The sequence below is a fragment of the Streptomyces sp. GSL17-111 genome, from assembly GCF_037911585.1.
Lineage (GTDB): Bacteria > Actinomycetota > Actinomycetes > Streptomycetales > Streptomycetaceae > Streptomyces.
Genome location: NZ_JBAJNS010000001.1, coordinates 533,956 through 559,651, shown reverse-complemented (window position 1 = coordinate 559,651; position 25,696 = coordinate 533,956). Strand labels below are relative to the sequence as shown.

Below are 25,696 nucleotides of genomic sequence, written 5' to 3'. Positions count from 1 at the left end.
CGGGCGTCACTCCAGGCGGGAGAGGTCCGCCGGGGTGTCGATGTCGGCCGGGTCGGCCACGTCGCCGCACTCGACCAGGGTGAGCCCGGCCGCGTGGGCCCGCAGGTAGGCGCGGGCCCCCTGGTCGCCGGAGGCGGCGCCCGCCACGCCTGCCCAGTGGTCGCTGCCCAGGAGGACGGGGTGCCCGCGTCGTCCCCCGTAGGACGCGGCGGCCAGCGTGCCGGGACCCCGGAAGGCCGCCGCCACCCGGGCGACGGCCGCCGCGCCGATGCCGGGCTGGTCCACCAGCGACACCACGACGCCCCCCGCCCCCGGGACCAGTGCCCGCAGCCCGATCCGCAGGGACGAGCCCATGCCGTCCTCCCAGGCCGGGTTGTCCAGCAGCACGCAGCCCTCCAGCCGGGCCTCCGCGCGCACCCGCTCCCGCGCGGCACCCAGCACGACGTACACGGTGTCGCAGCCCGCGTCCCGCAGGACGCGCACGGCGTGCTCCACCAGGGGACGCCCCCGGTGCGGCAGGAGCGCCTTCGCGCGGCCGCCGAGCCGCCGTCCGCCCCCGGCCGCCAGCAGCAGCCCGGCGAGCCCTTCCGGTTCCGTCCACTCGTCCATGCACCTGACCCTACGGAGCGCCTGTCCCCGCCGCCGCGCCGCCGCCCGCACGATGGGGCCCATGACGGCCACGACCCGCCCCGCACCACCCCTGACCGCCAACCCCGCCGACCCCCGCTTCTGGCAGCAGCCGCAACGTGAGCAGCGGGCGGCCTTCGCCCGGCTGCGCGGCCTGGACGCCCCCGCGTACTGCGCCGACCCCACCTCCGGCCGGGGCTTCTACGCGCTGGTCCGGCACGCCGACGTCGTCGAGGCCAGCCGCAGGCCGCAGGTCTTCACCAGCGCGCCGGGCGTCACCACGCCCGAGCCCGCGCGCTGGGTGCGGGCCCTCTTCGGCGACTCCATGGTCAACCTGGACGACCCCCAGCACGCCCGGCTGCGCCGGACCGTGGCCCGCGCCTTCACCCCGCGCGTGCTGGCCGACGCCGAGGCGGACATCCGGGCCCTCTCCACCCGCATCGTCGACGACATGGTCGCCGAGCGGCCGGGCGACTTCGTGACGGCCGTCGCCTCCCGGCTGCCGTTCGAGGTGATCTGCAACATGATGGGGATCCCCGAACGCCATCGCCCGGAGATCCTCGACCGCGTCAACCACGCCTCGGAGCACATCGGCGTCTCGCGCACCCGGCTGCGCGTGCCGGGCAAGGGGCTGCGCGCGCTGGCCCGGATGCAGCGCATGATCGCCGTGCTGGCCCGCGACCGGCGCCGCCGTCCGGCCGACGACCTCGTCTCCGCGCTCGTCCACGCCGACGTCGACGGACAGGCGCTCACCACCCGTCAGCTCGGTGCCTTCTTCTCGCTGCTGATGGTCGCCGGGGTGGAGACGACCCGCAACGCCATCGCCCACGGCCTGGCCCTCCTGACCGACCACCCCGACCAGCGCGCCCTGCTGACCGCCGACTTCGACGCGCACGCCGAGGGGGCGGTGAACGAGATCGTCCGGCACGCGACGCCGATCATCCAGTTCCGCCGCACCGTCGCGGAACCCTACGCGCTGGGCGGACGCACCTTCCGGCCCGGCGACAAGGTCGTTCTCTTCTTCGCCTCCGCCAACCGGGACGAGACGGTCTTCGCCGAGCCGGACGCCTTCGACGTCACGCGCACGCCCAACCCCCACCTCGGGTACGGCGGCGGTGGCCCGCACTACTGCCTCGGGGCCCACCTGGCCAAGCGCGAGATGACGGCCCTCTTCCGCGAACTCCTCACCCGCACCCCGGACATCCGCGCCACCGCGCCCCCGGTGCTCGCCGCGTCGAACTTCGACAACCGGGTGCGCTCACTGCCCTTCGCCTTCGGCTGAGCACGCCGCCCGCCGCACCCGTCGCGGCCGCGGCCTCTTGCGGAGGTGCGGCGGGCTGCGTAGACAGAACGATCAGGACGGCCGAGCGGCGGGAGGTCGCGGTGACGGAGCGGGCGGTCAGCGAGGCGGCGGCGACGTTCGACGCCATCGGAGCGGAGTACGAACGGGCTTTCGGCCACCTCCCGGAGCTGCGCTCGGCGGTGGAGTGGCTGACCGGGCGGCTGCCGGCGGGCGCCCGGGTGCTGGACGTCGGCAGCGGGACCGGTCGTCCCGTGGCCGAGGCGCTGGTGCGGGCCGGGCACGAGGTCACGGGCATTGACGTCTCCGCGACGATGGTCGAGCTCGCCCGCGCCCGGGTGCCCGGCGCCCGCTTCGAGCGGCGGGACGTCCGGGACTTCGACGCGGAGCCCGGCGCCTATGACGCCGTGTGCGCCTTCTTCCCGTTCCTCCAGATGCCCCGGCCGGACATCGACGCGACGCTCTCCCGCGTCGCCGGCTGGCTGGCGCCCGGCGGATACCTCGTCACGGCGACGGTGCCCGCCGACGTGGAGGGCCTGGAGATCGTCTGGATGGGCCGGCCGGTGCGGGTCACCAGCTACGCGGCCGAGGACTTCCTCCTGCGGCTGCGCCGGGCCGGACTGGAGGTCGTCCACCACGCCGTGACGTCCTTCGTGCCCGCGGGCGGGAGCGCGGAGCCGGAGGACCACCTCTTCTGCTACGCCCGCCGCCCCGCCGCCTGACGGGGGGCCGGTGCCGCTGGCCGATTTTCGCTTTGCGTATGGACTGATGAGCGGAGAGTGGCGTTAACTGTGTCACCCGCTCCTCGCGACGGTCCGCCGTGAGGGCGCCGACCGAGGCTGTCCCCGGCCCGGGGGCCCAGACGTTGCGAGGCGATGGATGGAACCGACAGCGGTACGGTCCCGCGCATTCTCCACGGCCCGGACGACCCGGGCGGCCCCGGCGGCCGACCCCCGGAAGGCCGCCCTGCTCTCCGCCGTCGTGCGGGTCCGCCGGGCCCTGGCCGTCCACCCGGGGTGGCTCGCCGACCGGGAGGTGGCGGACGAGGAGCTGGCACGGCTGGAGGCGGTGGCCGCCGCGGGCACGGTCGAGGTGGCGGCCCTGCGGCACGGGCTGCTGCTGGTGGTCGGGGCCCTCGGTTCGGTCAGCGCGCTGACCGAACCGCTGCGGGAGCTGCGCGGCGCCGTCGCCCTCTTCGGGGAGCCCCCGGAGAGGAGCTGAACCCCCGGCCGCCGACGGTCACCCCGGCGGTCGACTCCGGGCCTCAGCCGCCGTTGCCGTTCACCGGGGCGGTGGTGGCAAGCGCGTCGGCGAGTTCCCGGGCGACCTGCTGGAGCAGCGGCACGATCGTGTCGGTGGCCGTGTCGGTGACCCGGCCCGCCGGGCCGGAGATGGAGATGGCGGCGGCCGTGGGGGAGTCGGGCACCGGCACCGCGATGCAGCGGACGCCCATCTCCTGCTCGTTGTCGTCCAGGGCGTAGCCGCGTCGCCGGGTCAGCTCCAGGGCCTCCAGGAAGCCGTCCGGTGTGGTGATCGTGCGGTCCGTGGCGGCCGGCATGCCGGTGCGGGCGAGCAGGGCGCGCACCTCCTCGGCGTCGTGCCCGGCCAGGAGTGCCTTGCCCACGCCCGTGGAATGGGGCAGCACGCGGCGTCCGACCTCGGTGAACATCCGCATCGAGTGCCGGGAGGGCACCTGCGCCACGTACACCGCCTCGTCGCCGTCGAGCAGGGCCATGTTCGCCGTCTCGCCGGTCTCCTCGACGAGCCGGGCCAGGTAGGGGCGGGCCCAGGTGCCGAGGAGCCGCGACGCGCTCTCGCCGAGGCGGATGAGCCGGGGGCCGAGCGCGTACCGCCGGTTGGGCTGCTGGCGGACGTAGCCGCAGGCCACCAGGGTGCGCATCAGGCGGTGGATGGTCGGCAGCGGCAGCCCGCTGCTGCCGGACAGCTCGCTGAGCCCGACCTCGCCGCCGGCGTCGGCCATCCGCTCCAACAGGTCGAAGGCGCGTTCGAGGGACTGGACGCCCCCGGTGGCCGTGGGGGCGGAAGGGGTCTTGTGCTCGGACGGCGGCACGTGGCGGTTCCTTTCGGCCGGATGTGCCGCATGCTACCGGGCCCGGTGGCGGTCGGGTCGAGTGGTGGCGGGGCCCGCCACGTGCGCTAATCGCCGGTAGGGGCGGGTTTGTGCGGCTGTCCGGCCGGGGAGGCGCCGTCCCCGTCGGAGCGAGTTCTGGGCGGAGCTCCATTCCGTGATGCGACATCGCATATCCATTTCGTGGAAACCTCCAAGGTGTGCGTGGGTCGCGTGCGGGGTGGCCGGCGGCCCTTGACTCCGCCGCCCCGGAGGGGAAAAATTCAACAGAACGTTGAAATTCGCGAAGGAGGGCCGATTGACCGCCACCCCGTCCCACGCCGACCTCGTCCTGCGCTCGACACGCGTCGTCACCCCCGAGGGGACGCGCCCCGCCGCCGTCGCCGTCACCGACGGCCGCATCACCGCCGTCCTGCCGCACTCCGCGGGCGGGAACGAGGCGCTCCCGGCCGGGGCACGCCTCGTCGACGTCGGCGACGACGCGCTGCTCCCGGGCCTCGTGGACACCCACGTCCACGTCAACGACCCCGGGCGCACCGAGTGGGAGGGCTTCTGGACGGCGACGCGGGCGGCGGCGGCCGGCGGCATCACCACCCTCCTCGACATGCCGCTCAACAGCCTTCCGCCCACGACCACCGCCGCCCACCTGGCCGTCAAGCGCGAGGTGGCCCGGGACAAGGCGCACGTCGACACCGGCTTCTGGGGCGGCGCCGTCCCCGGCAACGTGGGCGACCTGCGTCCGCTGCACGAGGCCGGGGTGTTCGGCTTCAAGTGCTTCCTGTCGCCGTCCGGCGTGGAGGAGTTCCCCGAACTGGACGCGGCCCGGCTCGAAGCCGCGCTCACCGAGATCGCCGCCTTCGACGGCCTCCTCATCGTCCACGCCGAGGACCCCGGCCACCTGAGCGGCGCCCCGCAGCCGCACGGCCCGCGCTACGCGGACTTCCTCGCCTCCCGCCCCCGCGCCGCGGAGAACGACGCGATCGCCCTCCTGATCGACCTCGCCCGGAAGCTCGACGCCCGGGTGCACGTCCTGCACCTGTCCTCCTCCGACGCGCTGCCGATGATCGCCGCCGCCCGGCGCGAGGGCGTCCGGATCACCGTCGAGACCTGCCCCCACTTCCTCACCCTCACCGCCGAGGAAGTGCCGGACGGCGCCACCGAGTTCAAGTGCTGCCCGCCCATCCGCGAGCGGGAGAACCAGGACGCGCTGTGGGCCGGGCTGGCCGACGGCACCATCGACTGCGTCGTCTCCGACCACTCGCCCTGCACCACCGACCTCAAGGTCCCCGACTTCGGCCGGGCGTGGGGCGGCATCTCCTCCCTCCAGCTCGGGCTGCCCGCCGTGTGGACGGCGGCCCGCGCGCGCGGCCACGGGCTGGACGACGTCGTGCGCTGGATGTCCGCCGCCCCGGCGGCGCTGGCCCGGCTCGACGGGGACAAGGGCGGCATCGCCGTCGGACGTCACGCCGACTTCGCCGTCCTGGCCCCCGAGGAGACCTTCACCGTCGACCCGGCCGAGCTCCACCACCGCAACCAGGTCACCGCCTACGCGGGCAGGACGCTGCACGGCGTTGTCCGGTCCACCTGGCTGCGCGGCGAGCAGATCACCGACCACGGCCGCACCACCGCCAAAGCCGGCCGACTCATCGAGAGGACCTCCGCATGACCGCCCTGCCCCGCTTCACCGGTGACGCGAGCCCCTACGGCGGCGGTGACCCGTACGCGGACTACCGCACCGCGGACTTCCCCTTCACCACCTTCGCCGACCTCGCCGACCGCCGCCTGGGGGCCGGCGTCATCGCCGCCAACGACGAGTTCTTCGCCCAGCGCGAGAACCTGCTGATCCCCACGCCCGCCGTGTTCGACCCCGAGCACTTCGGCCACAAGGGCAAGATCATGGACGGCTGGGAGACCCGCCGCCGTCGCGGCTCCATCGCCGACGTCCCGCACCCGGCCGACGACGACCACGACTGGGCCCTCGTCCGCCTCGGCGCGCCCGGCGTGATCCGGGGCGTCGTCGTGGACACCGCCCACTTCCGCGGCAACTACCCGCAGTCCGTCTCGATCGAGGCCACCTCCGCGCCGCTGTCCGCCTCGCCGGAGGACCTGCTGGCCGACGACGTGAAGTGGACGGTCCTCGTCCCGCGCACCCCCGTCGGCGGGCACGCGGCCAACGGCTTCGCCGTCGACGCCGAACAGCGCTTCACCCACCTGCGGGTCAACCAGCACCCCGACGGCGGCATCGCCCGGCTCCGGGTGCACGGCGAGGTGCTCCCCGACCCGGCGTGGCTGGCCGCCCTCGGCACGTTCGACGTCGTCGCGCTGGAGAACGGCGGCGCGGTGCTGGACGCCTCCGACCGCTTCTACTCCCCGGCCACCCACACCATCAACCCGGGCCGCTCCCAGAAGATGGACGACGGCTGGGAGACCCGCCGCCGCCGCGACCAGGGCCACGACTGGATCAGCTACGCCCTGACCGGGCAGGCCCGCATTCGCGCCATCGAGATCGACACCGCCTACCTGAAGGGCAACGCGGCGGGCTGGGCCGCCCTCGTCGGCAAGGACGGCGAGGACGGCGCGTGGGTCGAGCTGCTGCCGCGCACCCGGCTCCAGCCGGACACCGTCCACCGGTTCCTGCCGACGGACGCCCCGGCCGTCACCCACGTCCGCCTGGACATCTTCCCCGACGGCGGCATCTCCCGGCTGCGCCTCTTCGGCTCCCTGACGGAGGACGGCGCGGCGGCGCTCGACGCCCGCCACCGCCACCTCGGCGGCTGAGCCACCGGCGGGCCCCGCGCCCCGGCGCGGAGGCCCGCCCGCCCCGCCCCCTTCCGCCTGTGACCGTTGTCCGATACTTGTGCGGTTCGACCGGAAACGGGGATCGCGAGTGAAGGGCTGGGCTCAGGTGGCCAGGGAGACAGGGTTCCGCAGGCGCGGGGCGGGGGTGGTGGCCGCCGTGCTGACCCTCGTGGTGTCGCTCGCCGGGTGCAGCAGTACCGGCGGCAAGCGGGCCGCGGAGGAGCGCGCCCGGCAGGAGGCCGGGGGGAGCGCCGCCGTGGACACCCCGCGCTGGACGGTCGCGATGGTCACCCACTCCGGCGAGGGCGACACGTTCTGGGACATCGTCCGCTCCGGCGCCGAGCAGGCCGCCGTCAAGGACAACATCGAGTTCCTGTACTCCCACGACGACGACGCGGGCCAGCAGGCCCAGCTCGTGCAGGCGCGCATCGACCAGCGCGTCGACGGGCTGATCGTCACCCTCGCCAAGCCCGACGCCCTGCGGGACGTCGTCCGCAAGGCCGCCGACGCCGGCATCCCCGTCGTCACGATCAACTCCGGGCAGGCCCACTCCGCCGACGTCGGCGCGCTCGCGCACATCGGCCAGGACGAGGTGACCGCCGGTGAGGCCGTCGGCGCCGAGCTGAACGAGCGGGGCCGGAGGAAGGCCGTGTGCCTGCTGCACGAGCAGGGCAACGTCGGCCACGAGGAGCGCTGCGAGGGCGTCCGCAACACCTTCGACGGCTCGCTGGAGAACCTCTACGTCGACGGCACCTCCATGCCGTCCGTGCAGTCCTCGCTCGAGGCGAAGCTCCAGTCCGACCGCGCGGTGGACTCCGTCGTCGCGCTCGGCGCGCCCTTCGCCGCCACCGCCGTGCAGGCGGCCGAGCAGGCCGGCAGCGACGCCGAGGTCGCCACCTTCGACCTGAACGCGCAGGTCGTCGACGGGCTGCGGGACGGCGGCATCACCTTCGCCGTCGACCAGCAGCCCTACCTCCAGGGCTACGAGGCCGTCGACCTGCTGTGGCTGTACCGCTACAACGCCACCATGCTCGGCGGCGGCCTGCCGGTCCTCACCGGGCCGCAGATCCTCACCGGTGACGACGCCGAGGCACTGGCCGCGTACACCGAACGGGGCACCCGGTGACGGCCGCCACCACCGGGGTCGACGTCCGCCGACGGCCGGGGCACGCCCTGTTCGCCCGCCCGGAGCTGGGCTCGGTCGTCGGCGCGGTCGCCGTCCTCGTCTTCTTCGCGGTGGTCGCCGACAGCTTCCTGCGCCCGGCCGGCCTCTCCACGGTCGTGTACGCGGCGTCCACGATCGGGATCATGGCCGTCCCGGTGGCGCTGCTCATGATCGGCGGCGAGTTCGACCTGTCCACCGGCGTGATGGTCACCACCTCGGCGCTGGTCTCCTCGATGGTCAGCTACCAGCTGACGGCCAACGTGTGGGTCGGTGTCGGGGTGTCGCTGCTGGCCACGCTCGGCGTCGGCCTCTTCAACGGCTGGATGCTGGCCCGCACCGGCCTGCCCAGCTTCATCATCACGCTGGGCACCTTCCTCATGCTCACCGGGCTGAACCTGGGCGCCACGAAGCTGATCTCCGGGACCGTCTCCACGCCCTCGATCGCCGACATGGAGGGGTACGGGAGCGCCGGCGCCCTGTTCGCCTCGCAGCTCACCTTCGGGGACGACGTCCGCCTCCGCGTCACCGTCCTGTGGTGGCTCGGGCTGACCGCCCTGGCCACCTGGGTGCTGCTGCGCACCCGGGCCGGCAACTGGATCTTCGCGGTGGGGGGCAACGCCGAGGCCGCGCGCGCCGTCGGCGTCCCCGTCGCCCGGACGAAGATCGGCCTGTACCTCGGTGTCGCCCTGTGCGCCTGGATCTCCGGACAGCACCTGCTGTTCACCTACGGGGTCGTCCAGTCCGGGCAGGGCGTGGGCAACGAGCTGATCTACATCGCCGCCGCCGTCATCGGCGGCTGCCTGCTCACCGGTGGCTACGGCTCGGCGGTCGGCGCCGCCGTCGGCGCGCTGATCTTCGGCATGACGAGCAAGGGCATCGTCTACGCGCAGTGGGACCCGAACTGGTTCACCTTCTTCCTCGGCGCGATGCTCCTGCTCGCCACGCTGCTCAACGCCTGGATCCGCCGTCGTTCGGAGGCCGCCGCATGACGTCCGACGCGACCGGGGCCGCCGCCCCGCCCTCCGCCGACGCGCCGCTCCTCGCGCTGGAGGACGTGTCCAAGTCCTACGGGAACGTCCGCGCCCTGCACGGCGTCTCCCTCACCGTGGAATCCGGCAGCGTGACGTGCGTCCTCGGCGACAACGGCGCCGGCAAGTCCACCCTCATCAAGATCGTCTCCGGGCGGCACCGGCACGACGGCGGCAGCTACCGCATCGACGGGCGGGAGGTGCGGCTCGGCTCGCCCCGCGAGGCGCTGGACGCCGGGATCGCCACCGTCTACCAGGACCTCGCCGTCGTGCCGCTGATGCCGGTGTGGCGCAACTTCTTCCTGGGCTCGGAGCCGCACACCGGCCGTGGGCCGTTCCGCCGCCTGGACGTCCGGGCCATGCGGGCCACGACCCGCGAGGCCCTGCGCCGCATGGGCATCGACCTGCGGGACGTCGACCAGCCGATCGGCACCCTCTCGGGCGGCGAGCGGCAGTGCGTCGCCATCGCCCGGGCCGTCCACTTCGGGGCCCGCGTCCTCGTGCTGGACGAGCCGACGGCCGCGCTCGGCGTCAAGCAGTCCGGCACCGTGCTGAAGTACGTCGCCGCGGCGCGGGACGAGGGGCTCGGTGTCATCCTGATCACGCACAACCCGCACCACGCGTACCTCGTCGGGGGCCGGTTCGTGCTCCTCCAGCGGGGAGCGATGGCCGGTGCGTACGCCGCCGACGAGATCGGCCTGGACGAGCTGACCCGGCAGATGGCCGGCGGCTCCGAGCTGGACGAGCTCCGCCACGAGCTCCGCCACGACCCCAGGGGTGAGGCACAATCGAGCTGATGAGTACGTACCGTGACCGCACCGCCCACGGCTCGACGCGGGCCACCGTGCTGCGCACCGTCGCCACGCGGGGCACGGCGGGGGTGCGCGAGCGGCGTTCGCACCTCTCCGCGCCCCGGGTGCCCACCGTCGGCATCGACATCGGCGGCACGAAGGTCATGGCGGGCGTGGTGGACGCCGAGGGCACCATCCTGGAGAAGGTCCGCACGGAGACGCCCGACAAGTCCAAGAGCCCCCGGGTCGTCGAGGACGTGATCACCGAGCTGGTGCTCGACCTCTCCGACCGGCACGACGTGCACGCCGTGGGCATCGGCGCCGCCGGCTGGGTGGACGCCGACCGTTCCCGGGTGCTCTTCGCCCCGCACCTGGCCTGGCGCGACGAGCCCCTGCGCGAGGCGCTCCAGGCCCGGCTGGCCGTGCCCGTCATGGTGGACAACGACGCCAACACCGCCGCCTGGGGCGAGTGGCGCTTCGGGGCGGGCCGGGACGAGGACCACCTCGTCATGATCACCCTCGGGACGGGGATCGGCGGCGCGATACTGGAGGACGGCCGCGTCAAGCGCGGCAAGTACGGGGTGGCGGGGGAGTTCGGGCACATGCAGGTCGTGCCCGCCGGGCACCGCTGCCCCTGCGGCAACCGCGGCTGCTGGGAGCAGTACAGCTCCGGCAACGCCCTGGTCCGCGAGGCCCGCGAGCTCGCGGCGGCCGACTCCCCGGTCGCGTACAACATCCTCGACCGCGTCGGCGGGCAGATCGGCGACATCACCGGGCCGCTCATCACCGACCTCGCCCGCGAGGGGGACGCGATGTGCGTGGAGCTGTTCCACGACATCGGCCGCTGGCTCGGCATCGGCCTCGCCAACCTCGCCGCCGCGCTCGACCCCTCCTGCTTCGTCATCGGCGGCGGCGTCAGCGCGGCCGACGAACTGCTGATCGACCCGGCGCGCGACGCGTTCCACCGCCACCTCACCGGGCGCGGCTACCGGCCCGAGGCACGGATCGTCCGCGCCGAACTCGGACCGGAGGCCGGACTCGTCGGCGCCGCCGACCTCGCCCGCCTGGTCGCCCGCCGCTTCCGGCGGGCCACCCGCCGTCGGCTGGAGCGCTACGAGCGGTACGAGCGGGCCGCCGCCCACCTGGGGCTCACCCCGCGCAACCGGGAGGTGAGCCGGTGAGTGCCGCGAACCGGTCCGAGGATGCCACCGGTCCCGCAGCCGAGGGGGACACGGCCGCCGCGGGCCCGGCCCCCGCGGGCCCGGCCGGAGCGGGCCCCGGCGTGCCGGGCCGTCCGCACCGCCGCTGGCGGGTCGCCGTCGTGGTGGCCCTGCTCATCGCCGTACCGGCGGGCTACCTCACCCTTTCGGCCTACCAGAGCCGGGACAGCGGCAAGGACAAGCAGGCGCTGGCCTCCGCCACCGGGCTGGAGTGGCGCTGGCCGCGCAAGGTGACGCGGCGCGTCTTCGAGGTGCGCATCCCCCGGGGGTCGACCTACGTGGGCTACTACGAGAAGAACGCCTGGGAGACCAGCAGCCTCTACGTGCAGTTCCGCACCTCTCCCGAGGAGCTCGAGTGGTTCCTCGGCGAGCTGGGCACGACGCCCGCCGCCCTCCGGCCCGAGGCCGACGCCGTCTCGCGGGAGCAGGCCGACGAGGTCGGCTGGCGGCTGGACGAGGCGGGACGCGACTACGCGGGCCTGACCGTGGACCTGCCCGGCACCCGCCCCGAGGTCGCCGTCACCGTCGACCGGACCCGCCCCGAACGCCCGCAGGTCCACGTCGTCTCCACCGCCACGTTCTGACGGCCCGTCCGGCCCGCCGGTAGCACAATGGCGAACCATGAAGCTGACCAAACAAGGACACGCCTCGGTACGGCTGGAACGCGACGGACGGACGCTCGTCATCGACCCGGGCGGGTTCAGCGAGCCCGAGGCCGCGCTGGGCGCGGACGCCGTCCTCGTCACCCACGAGCACCCCGACCACTTCGACGAGGGCCGGCTCCGGACGGCCCTGGAGGGCAACCCGGCGGCCGAGATCTGGACGCTGGCCGCCGTCGCGGAGCGGCTCTCGGCGGCCTTCCCTGGCCGGGTGCACACCGTCGGTCACGGGGACACCTTCGAGGCCGCCGGTTTCGAGGTGGAGGTGCACGGCCGGCTGCACGCCGTCATCCACCCCGACATCCCGCGCGTCACGAACGTCGGCTACCTGGTGCACGGCGCCTCCGGCACGAAGGAGGCCACCGCGAAGGAGGCCACGGCGAGGGAGGACAGCCTCTTCCACCCGGGCGACGCGCTGACCGTCCCGGAGCGCCCCGTCGGGACCCTGCTGCTGCCGCTCCACGCGCCGTGGAGCAAGTTCTCCGAGATCGTCGACTACGTCCGGGAGGTCGCCCCGCGCCGGGCGTACGACGTGCACGACGGGCTGCTGGCCGATCCCGGCCTCGCCGTCTACGGGCGCATGCTCGGCCCGGCCGGGCCCGGTCTCGGCGGAGCCGAGCACGTCCGGCTGGCGCCGGGGGAGTCCGCGCGGGTGTGAGCGCTGTCGGTGGCGGCGGGTAGGTTGAGCACCATGGCTACGCGCATCGCCACCTGGAACATCAACGGGATCAACACCCGCATCGAGCGGCTCTCGGCCTGGCTGGAGGCCACCGCGCCCGACGTCCTGTGCCTGCAGGAGCTCAAGTGCACGGCGGAGCAGTTCCCCGCCGAGGCGCTGCGCGGGCTGGGCTACGAGGCGGCCGTCCACGCGGACGGGCGGTGGAACGGCGTGGCGGTCCTCTCCCGTGTCGGCGTCGAGGAGCCGGTGACCGGGCTGCCGGGCGGCCCGGAGTTCGAGGGCAAGCAGGAGCCGCGCGCGGTGTCCGCCCTGTGCGGCGGGGTGCGGGTGTGGTCGGTCTACGTGCCCAACGGCCGCGAGGTCTCCCACCCGCACTACGCCTACAAGCTGCGCTGGCTGGAGGCGCTGCGCGAGGTCGTCGAGCGGGAGGCGGGCGGGGATCGGCCGTTCGCCGTCCTGGGCGACTTCAACATCGCCCCCACCGACGAGGACGTCTGGGACATCGCCCGGTTCGAGGGCGCCACCCACGTCACCGAGGCCGAGCGGGCCGCGCTCGCCGCCCTGCGCGCCACCGGGCTCGACGACGTCCACCCGCGCCCGCTCAAGTACGACGTGCCGTTCACGTACTGGGACTACCGGCAGCTCTGCTTCCCCAAGAACCGCGGCATGCGGATCGACCTCGTCTACGGCAACGCGCCCTTCCGGTCGGCCGTGACGGACGCCTGGGTGGACCGCGAGGCGCGCAAGGGCAAGGGCCCCTCCGACCACGCCCCCGTCGTCGTCGACCTGGAACCCGCCGCCTCGTAGCGGGCGGCCCGCGAGAGCGCCCGGCGGTCGGCCGCGTGCGGTGACAGCAGGGACAGGTCGACCGACTCCCCGAGGGCCCGCAGGCCCGCGTCCCCGGGGTGGAGGTGGTCGCCGCTGTCGTAGGCGGGCAGCAGCCGCTCGGGCGCGTCCGGGTCGCGCAGGACGGCGTCGAAGTCCAGGACGGCGTCGAACGTGCCGCGATCCGCGCGCAGCGAGGCGTTGACCTCCTGGCGGGCTCGTTCCACGGCCGGCGTGCAGTCCGGCCAGCCGCCGCAGGGCGTGAGGGTGGCGACCAGCACCCGCAGCCCGCGGGCCCCGGCGCGGTCGGCGAGGGCGCGCAGCCCGGCCAGGAGGTCCGCCGCCGAGGTCCCGTGGCGCAGGTCGTTGATGCCCTCGAAGACGACGACCGTGCGCACGCCCGTCTGGTGCAACACGTCGCGGTCCAGCCGGTGTTGGGCGCTGACCCCGCCGGTGTCGGAGCTGACCCCGTCCCCGTCGTAGCGGTCGGTGACGACGCGGTTGGCGGAGATGCCGTGGTTGAGCACGCCGTACGCGGGCACGTCGCGGGCCTCGGCCAGCCGCCGGGCCAGCACGTTCGGCCAGCGCCGGTCGGTACCCGGGGTGGACCCGGTGCCGTCGGTGATGGAGTCCCCGAGGGCGACCACCGCGCCGGGGCCGCCGCGCACGTCCACCCCGGTGAGGAACGGCCAGGTGGTCAGCCCGGCCCGGAAGCCGGTGCCGTCCGCGCCGAGGGTGAGGTCACCGGCTCCGTCGGCGGAGGTGTAGGAGCGTTGCAGCGCCTTGGCGTGCACGGGTGCCGCCGCGACGGTGCCCGGCAGGTGCAGGCTGACGAGCAGGGACGACGTCGGGGGTACCGCCAGGGCCACCGGGTCGCTGACGGCCTGTCCGCCGGCGGGCAGGCGCACACCGGCACGGCCGCCGAACCGCAGCGGCGCCGGGCGCTCGCGTGGTGCCGCCCCCGCCCCGCGCACCGCGACGGAGACCGCGCCGACGTCCACCGGGAGGGTGCCGAAGGTGTTGGCGAGCCGGACGCGCACCCGCGTGCCGCCGGTGCTGGCGGGGACGACGAGCCGCAGGGTGCGGTCCGTCCACGGGCCCACCGCCGTGTAGCCGGACGTGCTCGCCGCCCAGGTGCCCGTCCAGCCCTTCGCCGCCCGCTGCAGGGCGAGGTCGAAGACGTGCAGGTCCGCGTCGGGCCCCGGGTCGTCGGGCAGCCGCACGGCGACCGCCGGGCTCGCGCCGTGCAGCGGGACCGTGACGGCGTACAGGCGCACGGTGTCGGTGCGGGAGCCGGTGGCCGTGTTGCGGTGCGGCAGCGCGACCACCGCGACGGAGGCCGGGCCGCCGCGCCAGTCACCGGCGCTCAGGACGTAGTCCGAGCGGGAGCCGTCGGCGTGGCGGACGGTGCCGGGGAGCCGCAGCGCCGCGCCGGGGCCGTGCGGTGAGGTGGCCGCCACGAGGAAGGACAGGGCGTCCCCCGAGCCGTCCAGCCGCACCCACTGGCCGTCGGCGACGACATTGTCGGGGGTGTCGGGGGTGTCGGAGGTGTCGGACCCGCCCGGGCGGGGCGCCGTCAGCCGGGCGCCGCCGAGGTCGAGCGGCGCGCCGGGCGTCCACCCGGCGGCGGACAGGTCCTGTGCCGAGAAGGAGTTGCCCGCGCCGTCGAGGTCGGCCGCTCCCGGGTCGCGGTCGTCGCTGATGCCCCGGTTGTCGAAGTGCTCCCGCAGCGCTCGCGCCGGGGGCGGTTCGGCGGTGGCCGTCGCGGTGGTGAGGCCCGAGGCGGTCAGCGTCAGGCAGCAGACGAGGGCGGCGGCCAGGCCGAGCGCACCGCGTGCCGGTGGTGTCGCGGCGGCGCCGGGTGCGACCCTTACCCGCATGAACATCCCCTTCCTGGACAACTGGCGCAAGCGGCACGGCATGGCGCGCGGCGTCGCCGTGTTCGGAGGCGGCGAACACGATCCCGAGGGCATGGCCGAACTGCTGGCCGAGGCCGACCTGCTGCGCGGCCAGGCGGCGGACAGCGGCGTCCGCCTGGACGACAGCCCGGCGTCCCTGGAAGCGCTCGACCAGTTGCTCCCGCGCTGGCGTGACGACCCGGAAACCATGTCCTGGCTGGGTAACGACGCGGGGCTCTATCTGGGTACGGTCATCGTCCGCCGGGTGACCGGCGCGCGGTGGCAGGTCCGGCCGAACGGCCAGCCGGTCGTGCGGCTCGACTCGGGGCGGGAGGTCGACGTCGTCGGCGTCGGGCACGCCTGGGCCAGCGGCGGTACGCCCGAGCTCTCCCAGGTCTACGCCGAGGCCGACGAGTCCTGAGCCGCGCCCTCCCCGGCGTCGCCGCCCTGCCCGGCGGGCGCGGAGGCGGGGGTGGGCGCGGGGGCGGGGGCGGGGGTGAGGGCCGCCCGGGTCACGTCGCCGACGACCTCGACCACGTCGGGCCCGTACGCGGCGGAGCTGACGACCTTCAGCAGCAGGCAGAACGTCCCCGTGCCGCCGTGCTTGCGGGCCAACCGCCGGTGGTGCCGGGCGAGATGGCGGGCGGCGGCCTGGTTGGAGACCGAGGTCTGCCCACAGATGAGGAAGACCGGGCGCATGTCCGCCTCGGGGGCCAGCCGGGCCAGCAGGACGTACTCCACGGCCCCCTTGCGCGGCCGGTGGCTCTCGCCGCCGACGGTGTACGTGCCGTGGCCCGGTGCCTCGTGCGAGCCCGCCTCGACGTGCACGCCCGGCAGCAGGGCTTCGAGGTGCGCGGCCGTGCGGGGGTTGGAGACCGGCCCGCCGATGCAGAACTCGGTGCGTTCGCCGAAGCCCTGCCGCGCGTCGTGGGCGGTCAGCACCCGCAACTGCGCGCGGCAGTCCTTGATGAGCGACGTCACCTCCAGCAGCGCGAAGACGTCGCTGCGCGCGACGGCCCCGGCCGCTCCGGGGTCGCGGTTGACCACCAGCACGCTCTCGGAGTGGTCCGGCAGGCCGAAGAACCGCTGCTTGCGGCGCAGCGCCCGGCGCCACAGGAAGGTGCGGAACGTCCAGCCGATCGCGGCGCCGAGTCCCGTGGCGGCCACACCGAGTACGAGTTCGCGCAGGGAGTCGTCCATGGCCGCGCAGCCTAGCGCCGTTGGGGCGTTTGTTCGACGGGCGGGGGAGTGGCGTCAGGCATCGTTGCTCCGCCGGCGGCTGCGGGCCCACGCGGGGAGCACGAACCAGCACAGGACGAACCAGCTGAAGACGGCCGCGACGATACCGACCGCCCACGGGCCGCCGAGGACCACCCGCAGGATGAGCAGCAGCGCACAGGTCACCGTGCACAGCAACAGGAACAGGCCGGTGACGGTGAGCCGCGCCGCCCACTCCACGGTCTGCGGCTTCATCCGGTGTCCGGTCACGAAGCGGTGGAGGGAGACGGGAGCGATCAGCGCCCCGGTGGACGAGGCGCCCAGCACGATGGTGACGACGAAGATGGCCACGTCGACGTCGCCCAACTCCGTGAAGCGCTGGGTGAAGACGATGCTCAGCAGGAAGGCCAGCAGGATCTGCACGCCGGTCTGGGCGACGCGCACCTCCTGGAGCAGTTCGACCCAGCGCCGGTCGGCGCGCTCCTCCTCCGTCTCGCTGCGGCCGCGCGGCAGGACCTGACGTTCCTCCCCCGCGTCGGCCCGTATGCTCCGCTCGCTTCCGCTGACGGCCATGAGTGCCCCTCCTGACATCCGGTGAACACGGTCTGCTGGTTCCGGGTCTGTTCGCTCCGCCCCGCGCCAAACCTGCCGCTACCCCCCGCCCCCCGCCGCCCACGGTCCGTCACCGCCCCCACCGTCACCCGCCCGTGCCCTCCGATCGGGCCAAGAGGGCGCAGATGCCCTTGCCAGTGCGCGGGACGGGATCTACGGTCCTATCCTCGCGAAACCCCCGGAAGCAGGACGGACCCACGCCCGGACGAAGGAGTCGTTCATGCCCGATGTCGTACGTGCCGCGGTGGTACAGGCGACCTGGACCGGCGACACCGCGTCCATGGTGGCCAAACACGAGGAGCACGCCCGGGAGGCCGCCCGGCAGGGGGCCGCCGTCATCTGTTTCCAGGAGGTCTTCAACGCCCCCTACTTCTGCCAGGTGCAGGACGCCGAGCACTTCCGCTGGGCCGAGCCCGTCCCCGGCGGGCCGACGACGGAGCGCATGCGCGCGCTCGCCCGGGAGACGGGCCTGGTGATCGTGGCCCCCCTCTTCGAGACCGAGCAGCCCGGTTTCCACTACAACACCGCCGTCGTCATCGACGCCGACGGCACGGTGCTCGGCACCTACCGCAAGCACCACATCCCGCAGCTCAGCGGTTTCTGGGAGAAGTTCTACTTCCGGCCCGGCAACCGGGGTTGGCCCGTGTTCGACACGGCGGCGGGCCGCATCGGCGTCACCATCTGCTACGACCGCCACTTCCCCGAGGGGTGGCGCGCCCTCGGCCTGGCCGGGGCCCAGCTCGTCTTCAACCCCTCCGCCACCTCCCGCGGCCTGTCGTCCCACCTGTGGCAGCTCGAACAGCCCGCGGCGGCCGTGGCCAACGGCTACTTCGTCGCCGCGATCAACCGCGTCGGGACGGAGAGCTACGGGGACAACGACTTCTACGGGACGAGCTACTTCGCCGATCCACGCGGGCAGATCGTCGGCGCCGCCGCGGGCGACAAGGAGGAGCTCCTCGTCCGGGACCTGGACTTCGGCCTCATCGACGAGGTCCGCCGCACCTGGGCGTTCTACCGCGACCGCCGCCCCGACGCCTACGAGGAGCTGGTGCGCCCGTGACCGACCACCCCACGCCCTCCCTGCACGATCGTCACCGCGCCGTCCTACCGGACTGGCTCACGCTCTACTACGAGCGCCCCCTCGAACTCACCCACGGCGAGGGGCGCCACGTCTGGGACGCCGACGGCAACCGCTACCTGGACTTCTTCGGCGGCATCCTCACCACCATGACCGCCCACGCCCTGCCGGAGGTCACCAAGGCCGTCGCCGAGCAGGCCGGGCGGCTCATCCACAGCTCCACGCTCTACCTCAACCGGCCCATGGTGGAGCTCGCCGAGCGCATCGCCGCCCTCTCCGGCATTCCCGACGCCCGGGTCTTCTTCACGACCTCCGGCACCGAGGCCAACGACGCGGCCCTGCTCCTGGCCACCACCTACCGGCGCTCGAACCAGATCCTCGCCCTGCGCAACAGCTACCACGGCCGCTCCTTCTCCACGGTCGGCGTCACCGGGAGCCGCTCCTGGTCGCCCACCAGCCTCTCGCCGCTCCAGACGCTGTACGTCCACGGCGCCGTCCGCGGCGGCCCCTACGCGCGGCTGAAGGACGCCGAGTTCACCGACGCCTGCGTGCAGGACCTGACCGACCTGCTCGGCCAGACGTCCCGTGGCGTCGCGGCCCTCATCGCCGAACCCGTGCAGGGCGTCGGCGGGTTCACCGCACCGCCCGACGGCCTCCTCGCCGCCTTCCGCGACGTGCTGGACGAGCACGGCATCCTCTGGATCAGCGACGAGGTGCAGACCGGCTGGGGGCGTACCGGCGACCACTTCTGGGGCTGGCAGGCCCACGCCGGGCGTGGCGCCCCCGACATGATCACCTTCGCCAAGGGCATCGGCAACGGCATGTCCGTCGGCGGCGTCGTCGCCCGCGCCGAGATCATGAACGTCCTGGACGCCCAGTCCATCTCCACCTTCGGCGGCAGCCCCGTCACCATGGCCGCCGCCCTGGCCAACCTCACCTACCTGCTCGAACACGACCTCCAGGGCAACGCCCGGCGGGTGGGCGGCCTGCTCATCGAGCGCGTCCGGGCGGCCACCGCCGGGCTCGGCGCGGTGCGGGACGTCCGGGGACGCGGCCTCATGATCGGCGTCGAGCTCGACAGCGCCGCCACGGCCGCCCGCGTGCTGGAGGCCGCCCGCGACGGCGGCCTGCTGATCGGCAAGGGCGGGCCGGACGGCGCCGTCCTGCGCGTCGCACCGCCCCTGTCCGTCAGCGTCGCGGAGGCCGAGGAGGGCGCGGCCATCCTGGAGAAGGCCCTGCACGACGCATCGGGAGGCGCGGCATGAGCCGGACCGTCATCCGGGGCGGGCTCGTCGTCACCGCCACCGAGGAACTGCACGCCGACGTCCTCATCGAGGGGGAGCGCATCGCGGCGCTGGCCGCCCGGGACACGGAGGCCGCTGCGAGCTGGCGGGCCGACCACACCATCGACGCCACCGGACGGTACGTCGTCCCCGGCGGTGTCGACGCCCACACCCACCTCGACTTCCCCTTCGGCGGGACGTTCTCCGCCGACACCTTCGAGACGGGCACCCGCGCCGCCGCCTGGGGCGGCACCACGACCATCGTCGACTTCGCCGTGCAGAGCCGGGGCCGCAGCCTGCGCGAGGGCCTGGACGCCTGGCACGCCAAGGCCGAGGGGCAGTGCGCCGTCGACTACGCGTTCCACATGATCCTCGCCGAGGTGAACGAGGGCACCCTGAAGGAGATGGACACCCTCGTCGCCGAGGGCGTCACCTCGTTCAAGCTCTTCATGGCCTACCCCGGGGTCTTCTACAGCGACGACGGACAGATCCTGCGCGCCATGCAACGGGCCGCCGGCAACGGTGGCCTGATCATGATGCACGCCGAGAACGGCATCGCCATCGACGTCCTCGTCGAGCAGGCGCTCGCCGCCGGGCGGACCGACCCCCGGTACCACGGCGAGGTCCGCCGGGCCCTCCTGGAGGCCGAGGCCACCCACCGCGCCGTGCAGCTCGCCCGGGTCGCCGAGGCGCCCCTGTACGTGGTCCACGTCTCCGCGCGCGAGGCCGTCGCCGAGCTGGCCCGCGCCCGCGACCTGGGGCTGCCCGTGTTCGGCGAGACCTGCCCGCAGTACCTCTTCCTCACGGTCGACGACCTGGCCCGGCCGGGTTTCGAGGGCGCCAAGTACGTCTGCTCCACGCCGCTGCGCCCCGCCGACCACCAGGACGACCTCTGGCGCGCCCTGCGCACGGGCGACCTCCAGGTCGTCTCCACGGACCACTGCCCCTTCTGCTTCGCGGGCCAGAAGGAGCTGGGGCGCGGCGACTTCTCCCGCATCCCCAACGGTCTGCCCGGCATCGAGCACCGCATGGACCTGCTGCACCAGGCGGTGCTGGACGGCCGCATCTCCCGCCGCCGCTGGATCGAGCTGGCCTGCGCGGCCCCGGCGCGCATGTTCGGTCTGGCCGGGCGCAAGGGCACGCTCGCCCCCGGCGCCGACGCCGACGTCGTCGTCTACGACCCCGGGGCGCGGCAGACGCTGTCGGCCCAGACGCACCACATGAACGTCGACCACTCCGTGTACGAGGGCCGCGAGGTCACCGGGCAGGCGGAGACCGTCCTCAGCCGGGGCCGCACCGTCGTCGACCGCCGCACCTGGACCGGGCGCGCCGGCCACGGCCGCTACCTCCCCCGCGCCACCTGCCAGCAGCTCGACTAGGAGACCCCCGTGGACTTCGGACTCGTCCTCCAGACCGATCCGCCCGGTGCCGCCACCGTCGGACTGATGCGCCGCGCCGAGCGCAACGGGTTCCGCTACGGCTGGACCTTCGACTCCGTCGTGCTGTGGCAGGAGCCGTTCGTCATCCACAGCCGCATCCTCGACCACACCGAACGGCTCGTCGTGGGCCCCATGGTGACGAACCCCGGCACCCGGTCCTGGGAGGTGACGGCCTCCACGTTCGCCACGCTCAACGAGATGTACGGCAACCGGACCGTGTGCGGCATCGGCCGCGGCGACTCCGCGATGCGGGTGGCGGGCCGCCGCCCGTGCACGCTGGCGCGGCTCGGGGAGGCCGTCACCGCCATCCGCGGCCTGGCGGAGGGCCGCGAGGCCGTGGTGGACGGCACGCCGCTGCGGCTGCCGTGGGTGGGGGAGGGGCGGCTGCCGGTGTGGATGGCCGCCTACGGCCCGAAGGCCCTCGCGCTCGCCGGTGAGGTGGCCGACGGGGTCATCCTGCAACTCGCCGATCCCTACCTGACGTCGTGGATGGCCGGCGAGGTGCGGACGGCGGCGGCCGCCGCCGGACGGGACCCGGCGGCGCTGACCGTGTGCGTGGCCGCGCCCGCCTACGTCACGGACGGCACGGCGGCGGGGCTGGCCCACGCGCGCGAGCAGTGCCGGTGGTTCGGCGGCATGGTCGGGAACCACGTCGCCGACCTGGTCGGCCGCTACGGCGCGCACTCCGACCTGGTGCCGGAGGAGCTCACCGCGTACATCGCGGGGCGGCGGGGCTACGACTACCGCCACCACGGCCGGGCCGGAAACCCGTCCACCGACTTCGTGCCCGACGAGATCGTCGACCGCTTCTGCCTCCTGGGGCCGACCGAGGACCACCTCGCCAAGCTCCGTGTCCTGCGGGACGCGGGGGTGGACCAGTTCGCCCTGTACTGCATGCACGACGCCCGGGAGGAGGTCATCGACGCCTACGGCGCGGACGTCGTGCCGGTGCTCGGAGGCTGAGCGCCGGGCGGCTCGGCCCGGTCGCCGAACCGGCGGGCGGAGGCGTCGACCTGGGCGATGCGGCGTAGCGCGGTGAGCACCGCGTCCCCGAGGACGGTGCCGACGACGGCGCGCTCGACGAGGTCCTCACGCCGCTCCCGCCCCGCCACGTAGTCCAGGTCGGCCTCGGCGACGCGTTCGGCGGCGTCGGCGTAGGGCTCCAGGGCGTGGCCGAGGAAGTCGCCGTGGCCCACGCGGGTCAGCGCGGCGGCGGCGGACACCAGGGCGGTCACGTTGTTGTTGCGCGGTGAGACGCGCCAGCCGCGCCGGGCGAGGAGATCCTCCACGGCGGCCCGCGCGGCGTCCGTCGCACCGTCCCCCGCCGGGTCCGGGTCCTCGGCCCGCTCGGCGGCCGTGTCATCGGCCCGGCCCGTGCCCGCTCCCGCGTCGACGGGTGCGGCGATGCTGTGGGAGGCCGCGCCGAGCGCCTTGTGCACGGGGAGGGCGGGGTCGTCGATGGCCGCGAGCACCTCCGCCGTGGCGGCGACGGAGAGCCCGCCCACGCCGATGAGCGCGCGGATCAGCCGCAGCCGCCGTTCGTGTTCCTCGCCGTAGTGGGCCTGGTTGGGGCTGGTCAACCGGCCCGGCGGCAGCAGCCCCTCGCGGACGTAGAACTTGACGGTCGGCACCGGAACTCCGGTCCTGCGACTCAACTCTCCGATGCGCACGGCGCGTTCTCCCCTCGCGGTTCCTGCGGGGACCTTGCCAATTCAGTCCCCGTCGTAGATAGTCTCACTATCAGCAATCGATAGTGTTACTTACCACTATCCATTCGGGGGTTTCTCATGCTCACCTGGCGTACCGCCATGACCTGGCACCGGCCGCTCATGGTCTTCGCCCTCTCCATGGCCCTGCTGGCGCCGGTCGCCGCCGTCGGCACGGTGCTCGACGACCGCGTACTGTCCGGCGCCGCGATCTGGCTCAAGCCGCTCAAGTTCTCCCTCTCCTTCGCCGTGTACGCCCTCACGCTCGCCTGGATGCTCTCCCTGCTCACCCGGCACCGGCGCGCCGGCTGGTGGGCCGGAACGGTGGTGGCGGTGGCGGGCGCGGTCGAGATGGTGCTCATCACGACCCAGGTCGTGCGCGGGAAGGGCAGCCACTTCAACGTCGCCACTCCGCTCGACTCGCGGCTGTTCGCGCTCATGGGGCTCACGATCGTGCTGCTGTGGACCGGCACCCTGGTCGTCGCCCTGCTGCTCTTCCGCACCCGCACGCTCGACGCGGCCACCGCCTGGGCGGTGCGCCTGGGCGCGGTCGTCTCCCTCCTCGGGCTGGCCGTCGGCGGGCTCATGCTCCTCCCCACCCCGGAGCAGCGGGCCGCCGACCGCCGGGGCGTCACCGAGACGATCGGCGCCCACAGCGTCGGCGTCCCGGACGGCGGCCCGGCCATGCCGCTCACCGGCTGGTCCACGACGGGCGGGGACCTGCGCATCCCGCACTTCGTCGGCATGCACGCCCTGCAGGCGCTGCCGCTGCTGCTCGTGCTGCTGCTCGCGCTGGCGCCCCGGCTGGCGCGGCTGCGGGACGAGCGCGTGCGCCTGCGCATCGTCCTCGTCGGGGCGGGCGTCCACACGGCGCTGCTGGCCCTCCTCACCTGGCAGGCCCTGCGCGGGCAGCCGCTGACGAGCCCCGACGGCCGCACGCTCGCCGCCGCCGCGGCCCTGCTCGTCCTCGGCGTCGGTGCCACCTGGGCGGCACTGCGGGTGCCGGGGGCCGAGCCATCCCCGGCTGCGCCTCCGTCGACGGTTCCGACGGCTTCGGCTCCGCCCGTCCGCAAGGAGCCGGTGGCATGACCGATCTCCTCTTCGACCTCGCCTTCTGGCTGGCGGCCCCGGTCTGGCTGCTGCTGATCCTCGCCCCCGGCCGGCGCGTGTCGGACCGGGTGGCCGCGTCCCCCCTGACGGTCGTTCCGGTGCTGGCCGTGTACCTCGCCCTCGCCCTGCCCGTCCTGCCGGAGTTGTGGGCCGCCGTCACCGACCCCTCGCGCGCCGGTTTCCAGGACCTCCTGGCCCTCGACGCGGGCGCCGGTGCCATCTGGGCCCAGGTCATCGCCTGGGACCTCCTCATCGGCCAGTGGATGTACCGGGAGGCGCGCAGGCTCCGCGTTCACCCTCTCGTCATGAGCCCGCTGCTCGTGCTGACCATCCTGCTCGCACCGGTGGGCGTGCTGCTCTTCCTCGGCCTGCGGGCGCTGCGGACGGGCGGCGCACGGGGCGTCGGCGAAGCCTCGGCGGTGCGCACCGCGGCGCCGCGCGGGACGTCGTAGGGGCCCGCGGGACGGGGCGTGCCCCGCCGTCGGCGGTCCGCTATCGTGCACCGATATCGGATCCCGTTAGGCGGGCCGTCCCCGTGTCGCCGAGGAGTGTGTCCATGAGCAAGCCCCCGACGGCGGGCGGCGTCCCCGGAGAGCTGCGGCGGACGCTCGGCGTACCGGACGCCGTCCTGATCGGCCTCGGATCGATGATCGGTGCGGGGATCTTCGCCGCGCTCGGCCCCGCCGCACGCGCCGCCGGCTCCGGACTGTTGATCGGCCTGGGCCTGGCCGCCGTCGTCGCCTACTGCAACGCCACCTCCTCCGCCCGGCTCGCCGCCCGCTATCCGGCCTCGGGCGGGACGTACGTGTACGGGCGCGAGCGGCTCGGCGACTTCTGGGGCCACCTCGCCGGGTGGGCCTTCGTGGTGGGCAAGACCGCCTCGTGCGCCGCGATGGCGCTGACGGTCGGTGCGTACGTGTGGCCCGGGCAGGCGCACGCGGTCGCCGTGGCGGCGGTGGTGGCGCTGACGGCCGTCAACTACGCCGGGGTCCAGAAGTCCGCCCTGCTGACCCGGGCGATCGTGGCCGTCGTCCTGGCGGTGCTCGCCGCCGTGGTCGTCACGGCCCTGACCTCGCAGGCGGCGGACGCGGCCCGGCTGGACGTCGGCTCCGACGCCACGGCCGGCGGGGTGCTCCAGGCGGCCGGCCTGCTGTTCTTCGCCTTCGCCGGATACGCGCGCATCGCCACGCTGGGGGAGGAGGTCCGCGACCCGGCCCGCACGATCCCCAGGGCGATCCGGCTCGCCCTGGGGATCACGCTCGTCGTCTACGCCCTCGTCGCCGTCTCCGCCTTGACGGTGCTGGGCCCGGACGGGCTGGCCGGGGCCGCCGCGCCGCTGTCGGAGGCCGCGCGGGCGGCGGGCGCCGGGTGGCTCGTCCCCGTCGTCCGCGCCGGTGCCGCCGTCGCCGCGCTCGGCACGCTGCTCGCCCTGGTCCTCGGTGTCTCCCGCACCACGCTGGCCATGGCCCGTGACCGGCACCTGCCGCACGCCCTGGCCGCCGTCCACCCGCGCTTCCAGGTGCCGCACCGCGCCGAGCTGGTCGTCGGCGCGGTCGTGGCGGTGCTCGCGGCGACGGCGGACCTCCAGGCGGCGATCGGGTTCTCCTCCTTCGGCGTGCTCGTCTACTACGCCGTCGCCAACGCCTCCGCCTGGACCCTGGGCGCGCAGGAGGGCCGGCCCGCGCGGATCGTGCCGGTGGTCGGACTGACCGGCTGCCTGCTCCTGGCCTTCTCGCTGCCGCTGTCCTCGGTGGCCTCCGGGGCCGCGGTGCTGGGCGCGGGAGCCGCCGTCTACGCGATCCGCCGCGCACTGACCGGCCGTACGCCGTGAGACCCCCTCAGCGGATCTCGTCGCCCAGGACCTCGCGGGCCAGCTCGGCGAGCGCCCTGCGGTCCTCGGCCAGCGCCCGCCGCCCCGCGCCGGTCGCCCGGTAGACGCGCCGGGTGCGGCCGTCCACGACGCGCTGCTCGGAGACCAGCAGTCCGTCGCTCTCCAGCCGGTGCAGCGTCGGGTAGAGCGTGCCGGGGCTGATCCGGTAGCCGTGGCGGGCCAGTTCCTCGGTCATCCAGGCGCCGTGGATCTCCTCCTCGGCTGCGTGGTGGAGGATGTGCAGCCGCACCGCACCGCGCTGGAACTCCCGCACCCTGGCCCACCTCCGGCGGTGACGCA

26 protein-coding genes and 1 pseudogene are annotated in these 25,696 nt (G+C 74.5%); 20 read left to right on the top strand and 7 right to left on the bottom strand.

The window, feature by feature from the left end:
- Positions 1-6 precede the first annotated feature (6 nt).
- A complete protein-coding gene (locus tag V6D49_RS02640) occupies positions 7-609 on the bottom strand; it encodes a nucleotidyltransferase family protein (RefSeq protein ID WP_340556728.1) in 603 nt (200 codons plus the stop codon).
- A gap of 61 nt (positions 610-670) precedes the next feature.
- Between V6D49_RS02640 and V6D49_RS02635 the strand changes: the two genes are divergently transcribed.
- The 3 genes from V6D49_RS02635 to V6D49_RS02625 all read left to right on the top strand — a co-directional run bounded on the left by V6D49_RS02635 (position 671) and on the right by V6D49_RS02625 (position 3,148).
- Positions 671-1,909 carry a cytochrome P450 gene (locus V6D49_RS02635; RefSeq protein ID WP_340556727.1) on the top strand — a complete coding sequence of 413 codons (1,239 nt, stop codon included), beginning with the start codon at positions 671-673 and terminating at the stop codon, positions 1,907-1,909.
- A gap of 101 nt (positions 1,910-2,010) precedes the next feature.
- Complete coding sequence (locus tag V6D49_RS02630) at positions 2,011-2,649, top strand: class I SAM-dependent methyltransferase (protein WP_340556726.1); 639 nt, start codon at positions 2,011-2,013, stop codon at positions 2,647-2,649.
- Between the two features lie 157 nt (positions 2,650-2,806).
- Positions 2,807-3,148, top strand: coding sequence for a DUF5955 family protein (locus V6D49_RS02625; protein WP_340556725.1), 342 nt, complete (start codon positions 2,807-2,809; stop codon positions 3,146-3,148).
- A 43-nt stretch (positions 3,149-3,191) separates the two neighbouring features.
- On the opposite strand, the gene V6D49_RS02620 is transcribed toward V6D49_RS02625, so the two are convergent.
- Positions 3,192-3,998: an IclR family transcriptional regulator gene (locus tag V6D49_RS02620; protein ID WP_340556724.1), complete on the bottom strand. Its 807-nt coding sequence runs from the start codon at positions 3,996-3,998 to the stop codon at positions 3,192-3,194.
- Between the two features lie 316 nt (positions 3,999-4,314).
- On the opposite strand from V6D49_RS02620, the gene allB reads away from it, so the two are divergent.
- The 9 genes from allB (at position 4,315) to V6D49_RS02575 (ending at position 13,164) form a co-directional block, all read left to right on the top strand.
- Positions 4,315-5,682: an allantoinase AllB gene (gene allB / locus V6D49_RS02615; protein WP_340556723.1), complete on the top strand. Its 1,368-nt coding sequence runs from the start codon at positions 4,315-4,317 to the stop codon at positions 5,680-5,682.
- Positions 5,679-6,794, top strand: a complete 1,116-nt coding sequence (alc, locus tag V6D49_RS02610; RefSeq protein ID WP_340556722.1) for an allantoicase — start codon at positions 5,679-5,681, stop codon at positions 6,792-6,794. Before allB ends, alc begins: the two co-directional genes overlap by 4 nt.
- A 127-nt stretch (positions 6,795-6,921) precedes the next feature.
- Entirely contained in the window at positions 6,922-7,941 is a 1,020-nt protein-coding gene (locus V6D49_RS02605) for a sugar ABC transporter substrate-binding protein (protein WP_445330454.1), read from the top strand.
- The gene (locus tag V6D49_RS02600) at positions 7,938-8,969 is read left to right on the top strand and encodes an ABC transporter permease (protein ID WP_340556721.1); all 1,032 of its coding nucleotides are present in this window, start codon (positions 7,938-7,940) and stop codon (positions 8,967-8,969) included. The genes V6D49_RS02605 and V6D49_RS02600 overlap by 4 nt, the downstream gene beginning before the upstream one ends.
- Complete coding sequence (locus V6D49_RS02595) at positions 8,966-9,805, top strand: ATP-binding cassette domain-containing protein (protein ID WP_340556719.1); 840 nt, start codon at positions 8,966-8,968, stop codon at positions 9,803-9,805. The genes V6D49_RS02600 and V6D49_RS02595 overlap by 4 nt, the downstream gene beginning before the upstream one ends.
- Positions 9,805-10,980 carry an ROK family glucokinase gene (locus V6D49_RS02590; protein ID WP_340556717.1) on the top strand — a complete coding sequence of 392 codons (1,176 nt, stop codon included), beginning with the start codon at positions 9,805-9,807 and terminating at the stop codon, positions 10,978-10,980. The genes V6D49_RS02595 and V6D49_RS02590 overlap by 1 nt, the downstream gene beginning before the upstream one ends.
- The gene (locus tag V6D49_RS02585; RefSeq protein WP_340556715.1) at positions 10,977-11,603 is read left to right on the top strand and encodes a hypothetical protein; all 627 of its coding nucleotides are present in this window, start codon (positions 10,977-10,979) and stop codon (positions 11,601-11,603) included. The genes V6D49_RS02590 and V6D49_RS02585 overlap by 4 nt, the downstream gene beginning before the upstream one ends.
- 37 nt (positions 11,604-11,640) lie before the next feature.
- Positions 11,641-12,336 carry an MBL fold metallo-hydrolase gene (locus V6D49_RS02580; protein WP_340556713.1) on the top strand — a complete coding sequence of 232 codons (696 nt, stop codon included), beginning with the start codon at positions 11,641-11,643 and terminating at the stop codon, positions 12,334-12,336.
- Between the two features lie 33 nt (positions 12,337-12,369).
- Positions 12,370-13,164, top strand: coding sequence for an exodeoxyribonuclease III (locus tag V6D49_RS02575; RefSeq protein ID WP_340556712.1), 795 nt, complete (start codon positions 12,370-12,372; stop codon positions 13,162-13,164).
- A 38-nt stretch (positions 13,165-13,202) separates the two neighbouring features.
- Here V6D49_RS02575 and V6D49_RS02570 read toward each other — a convergent pair.
- Positions 13,203-15,062, bottom strand: a pseudogene (locus V6D49_RS02570) (SGNH/GDSL hydrolase family protein); the annotation flags it as partial.
- Here V6D49_RS02570 and V6D49_RS02565 point away from each other — a divergent pair.
- Positions 15,061-15,501 carry a DUF6278 family protein gene (locus V6D49_RS02565; RefSeq protein WP_340556710.1) on the top strand — a complete coding sequence of 147 codons (441 nt, stop codon included), beginning with the start codon at positions 15,061-15,063 and terminating at the stop codon, positions 15,499-15,501. The pseudogene V6D49_RS02570 and the gene V6D49_RS02565 sit on opposite strands and share 2 nt — an antisense overlap.
- Here V6D49_RS02565 and V6D49_RS02560 read toward each other — a convergent pair.
- Both V6D49_RS02560 and V6D49_RS02555 read right to left on the bottom strand, forming a co-directional pair.
- Positions 15,477-16,280 carry a hypothetical protein gene (locus tag V6D49_RS02560; protein WP_340556709.1) on the bottom strand — a complete coding sequence of 268 codons (804 nt, stop codon included), beginning with the start codon at positions 16,278-16,280 and terminating at the stop codon, positions 15,477-15,479. The genes V6D49_RS02565 and V6D49_RS02560 overlap by 25 nt on opposite strands.
- Positions 16,281-16,334: 54 nt before the next feature.
- Complete coding sequence (locus V6D49_RS02555; RefSeq protein ID WP_340556707.1) at positions 16,335-16,871, bottom strand: DUF6328 family protein; 537 nt, start codon at positions 16,869-16,871, stop codon at positions 16,335-16,337.
- 259 nt (positions 16,872-17,130) lie between these two features.
- On the opposite strand from V6D49_RS02555, the gene V6D49_RS02550 reads away from it, so the two are divergent.
- Genes V6D49_RS02550 through V6D49_RS02535 form a run of 4 tightly spaced genes read left to right on the top strand, consistent with a single transcriptional unit; the run spans position 17,131 to position 21,673 of the window.
- Positions 17,131-17,970, top strand: a complete 840-nt coding sequence (locus tag V6D49_RS02550; RefSeq protein ID WP_340556706.1) for a nitrilase-related carbon-nitrogen hydrolase — start codon at positions 17,131-17,133, stop codon at positions 17,968-17,970.
- The gene (locus V6D49_RS02545; RefSeq protein WP_340556704.1) at positions 17,967-19,253 is read left to right on the top strand and encodes an aspartate aminotransferase family protein; all 1,287 of its coding nucleotides are present in this window, start codon (positions 17,967-17,969) and stop codon (positions 19,251-19,253) included. The genes V6D49_RS02550 and V6D49_RS02545 overlap by 4 nt, the downstream gene beginning before the upstream one ends.
- Positions 19,250-20,650, top strand: a complete 1,401-nt coding sequence (hydA, locus tag V6D49_RS02540; RefSeq protein WP_340556702.1) for a dihydropyrimidinase — start codon at positions 19,250-19,252, stop codon at positions 20,648-20,650. Before V6D49_RS02545 ends, hydA begins: the two co-directional genes overlap by 4 nt.
- A gap of 9 nt (positions 20,651-20,659) precedes the next feature.
- Positions 20,660-21,673, top strand: coding sequence for a TIGR03842 family LLM class F420-dependent oxidoreductase (locus tag V6D49_RS02535; protein WP_340556700.1), 1,014 nt, complete (start codon positions 20,660-20,662; stop codon positions 21,671-21,673).
- Here V6D49_RS02535 and V6D49_RS02530 read toward each other — a convergent pair.
- Positions 21,637-22,380, bottom strand: coding sequence for a MerR family transcriptional regulator (locus V6D49_RS02530; protein ID WP_340556698.1), 744 nt, complete (start codon positions 22,378-22,380; stop codon positions 21,637-21,639). The genes V6D49_RS02535 and V6D49_RS02530 overlap by 37 nt on opposite strands.
- A 117-nt stretch (positions 22,381-22,497) precedes the next feature.
- Here V6D49_RS02530 and V6D49_RS02525 point away from each other — a divergent pair, with 117 nt between their 5' ends.
- The 3 genes from V6D49_RS02525 to V6D49_RS02515 all read left to right on the top strand — a co-directional run bounded on the left by V6D49_RS02525 (position 22,498) and on the right by V6D49_RS02515 (position 25,357).
- Entirely contained in the window at positions 22,498-23,505 is a 1,008-nt protein-coding gene (locus V6D49_RS02525) for a hypothetical protein (protein ID WP_340556696.1), read from the top strand.
- The gene (locus V6D49_RS02520; protein ID WP_340556694.1) at positions 23,502-23,978 is read left to right on the top strand and encodes an ABA4-like family protein; all 477 of its coding nucleotides are present in this window, start codon (positions 23,502-23,504) and stop codon (positions 23,976-23,978) included. Before V6D49_RS02525 ends, V6D49_RS02520 begins: the two co-directional genes overlap by 4 nt.
- Positions 23,979-24,082: 104 nt before the next feature.
- On the top strand, positions 24,083-25,357 hold the full coding sequence (locus tag V6D49_RS02515) for an APC family permease (protein ID WP_340556692.1): 1,275 nt from the start codon (positions 24,083-24,085) through the stop codon (positions 25,355-25,357).
- A gap of 7 nt (positions 25,358-25,364) precedes the next feature.
- Here the strand turns inward: V6D49_RS02515 and V6D49_RS02510 are convergent, their stop codons facing one another.
- Positions 25,365-25,670, bottom strand: a complete 306-nt coding sequence (locus tag V6D49_RS02510) for a PadR family transcriptional regulator (protein WP_340556690.1) — start codon at positions 25,668-25,670, stop codon at positions 25,365-25,367.
- Between the last annotated feature and the right edge of the window lie 26 nt (positions 25,671-25,696).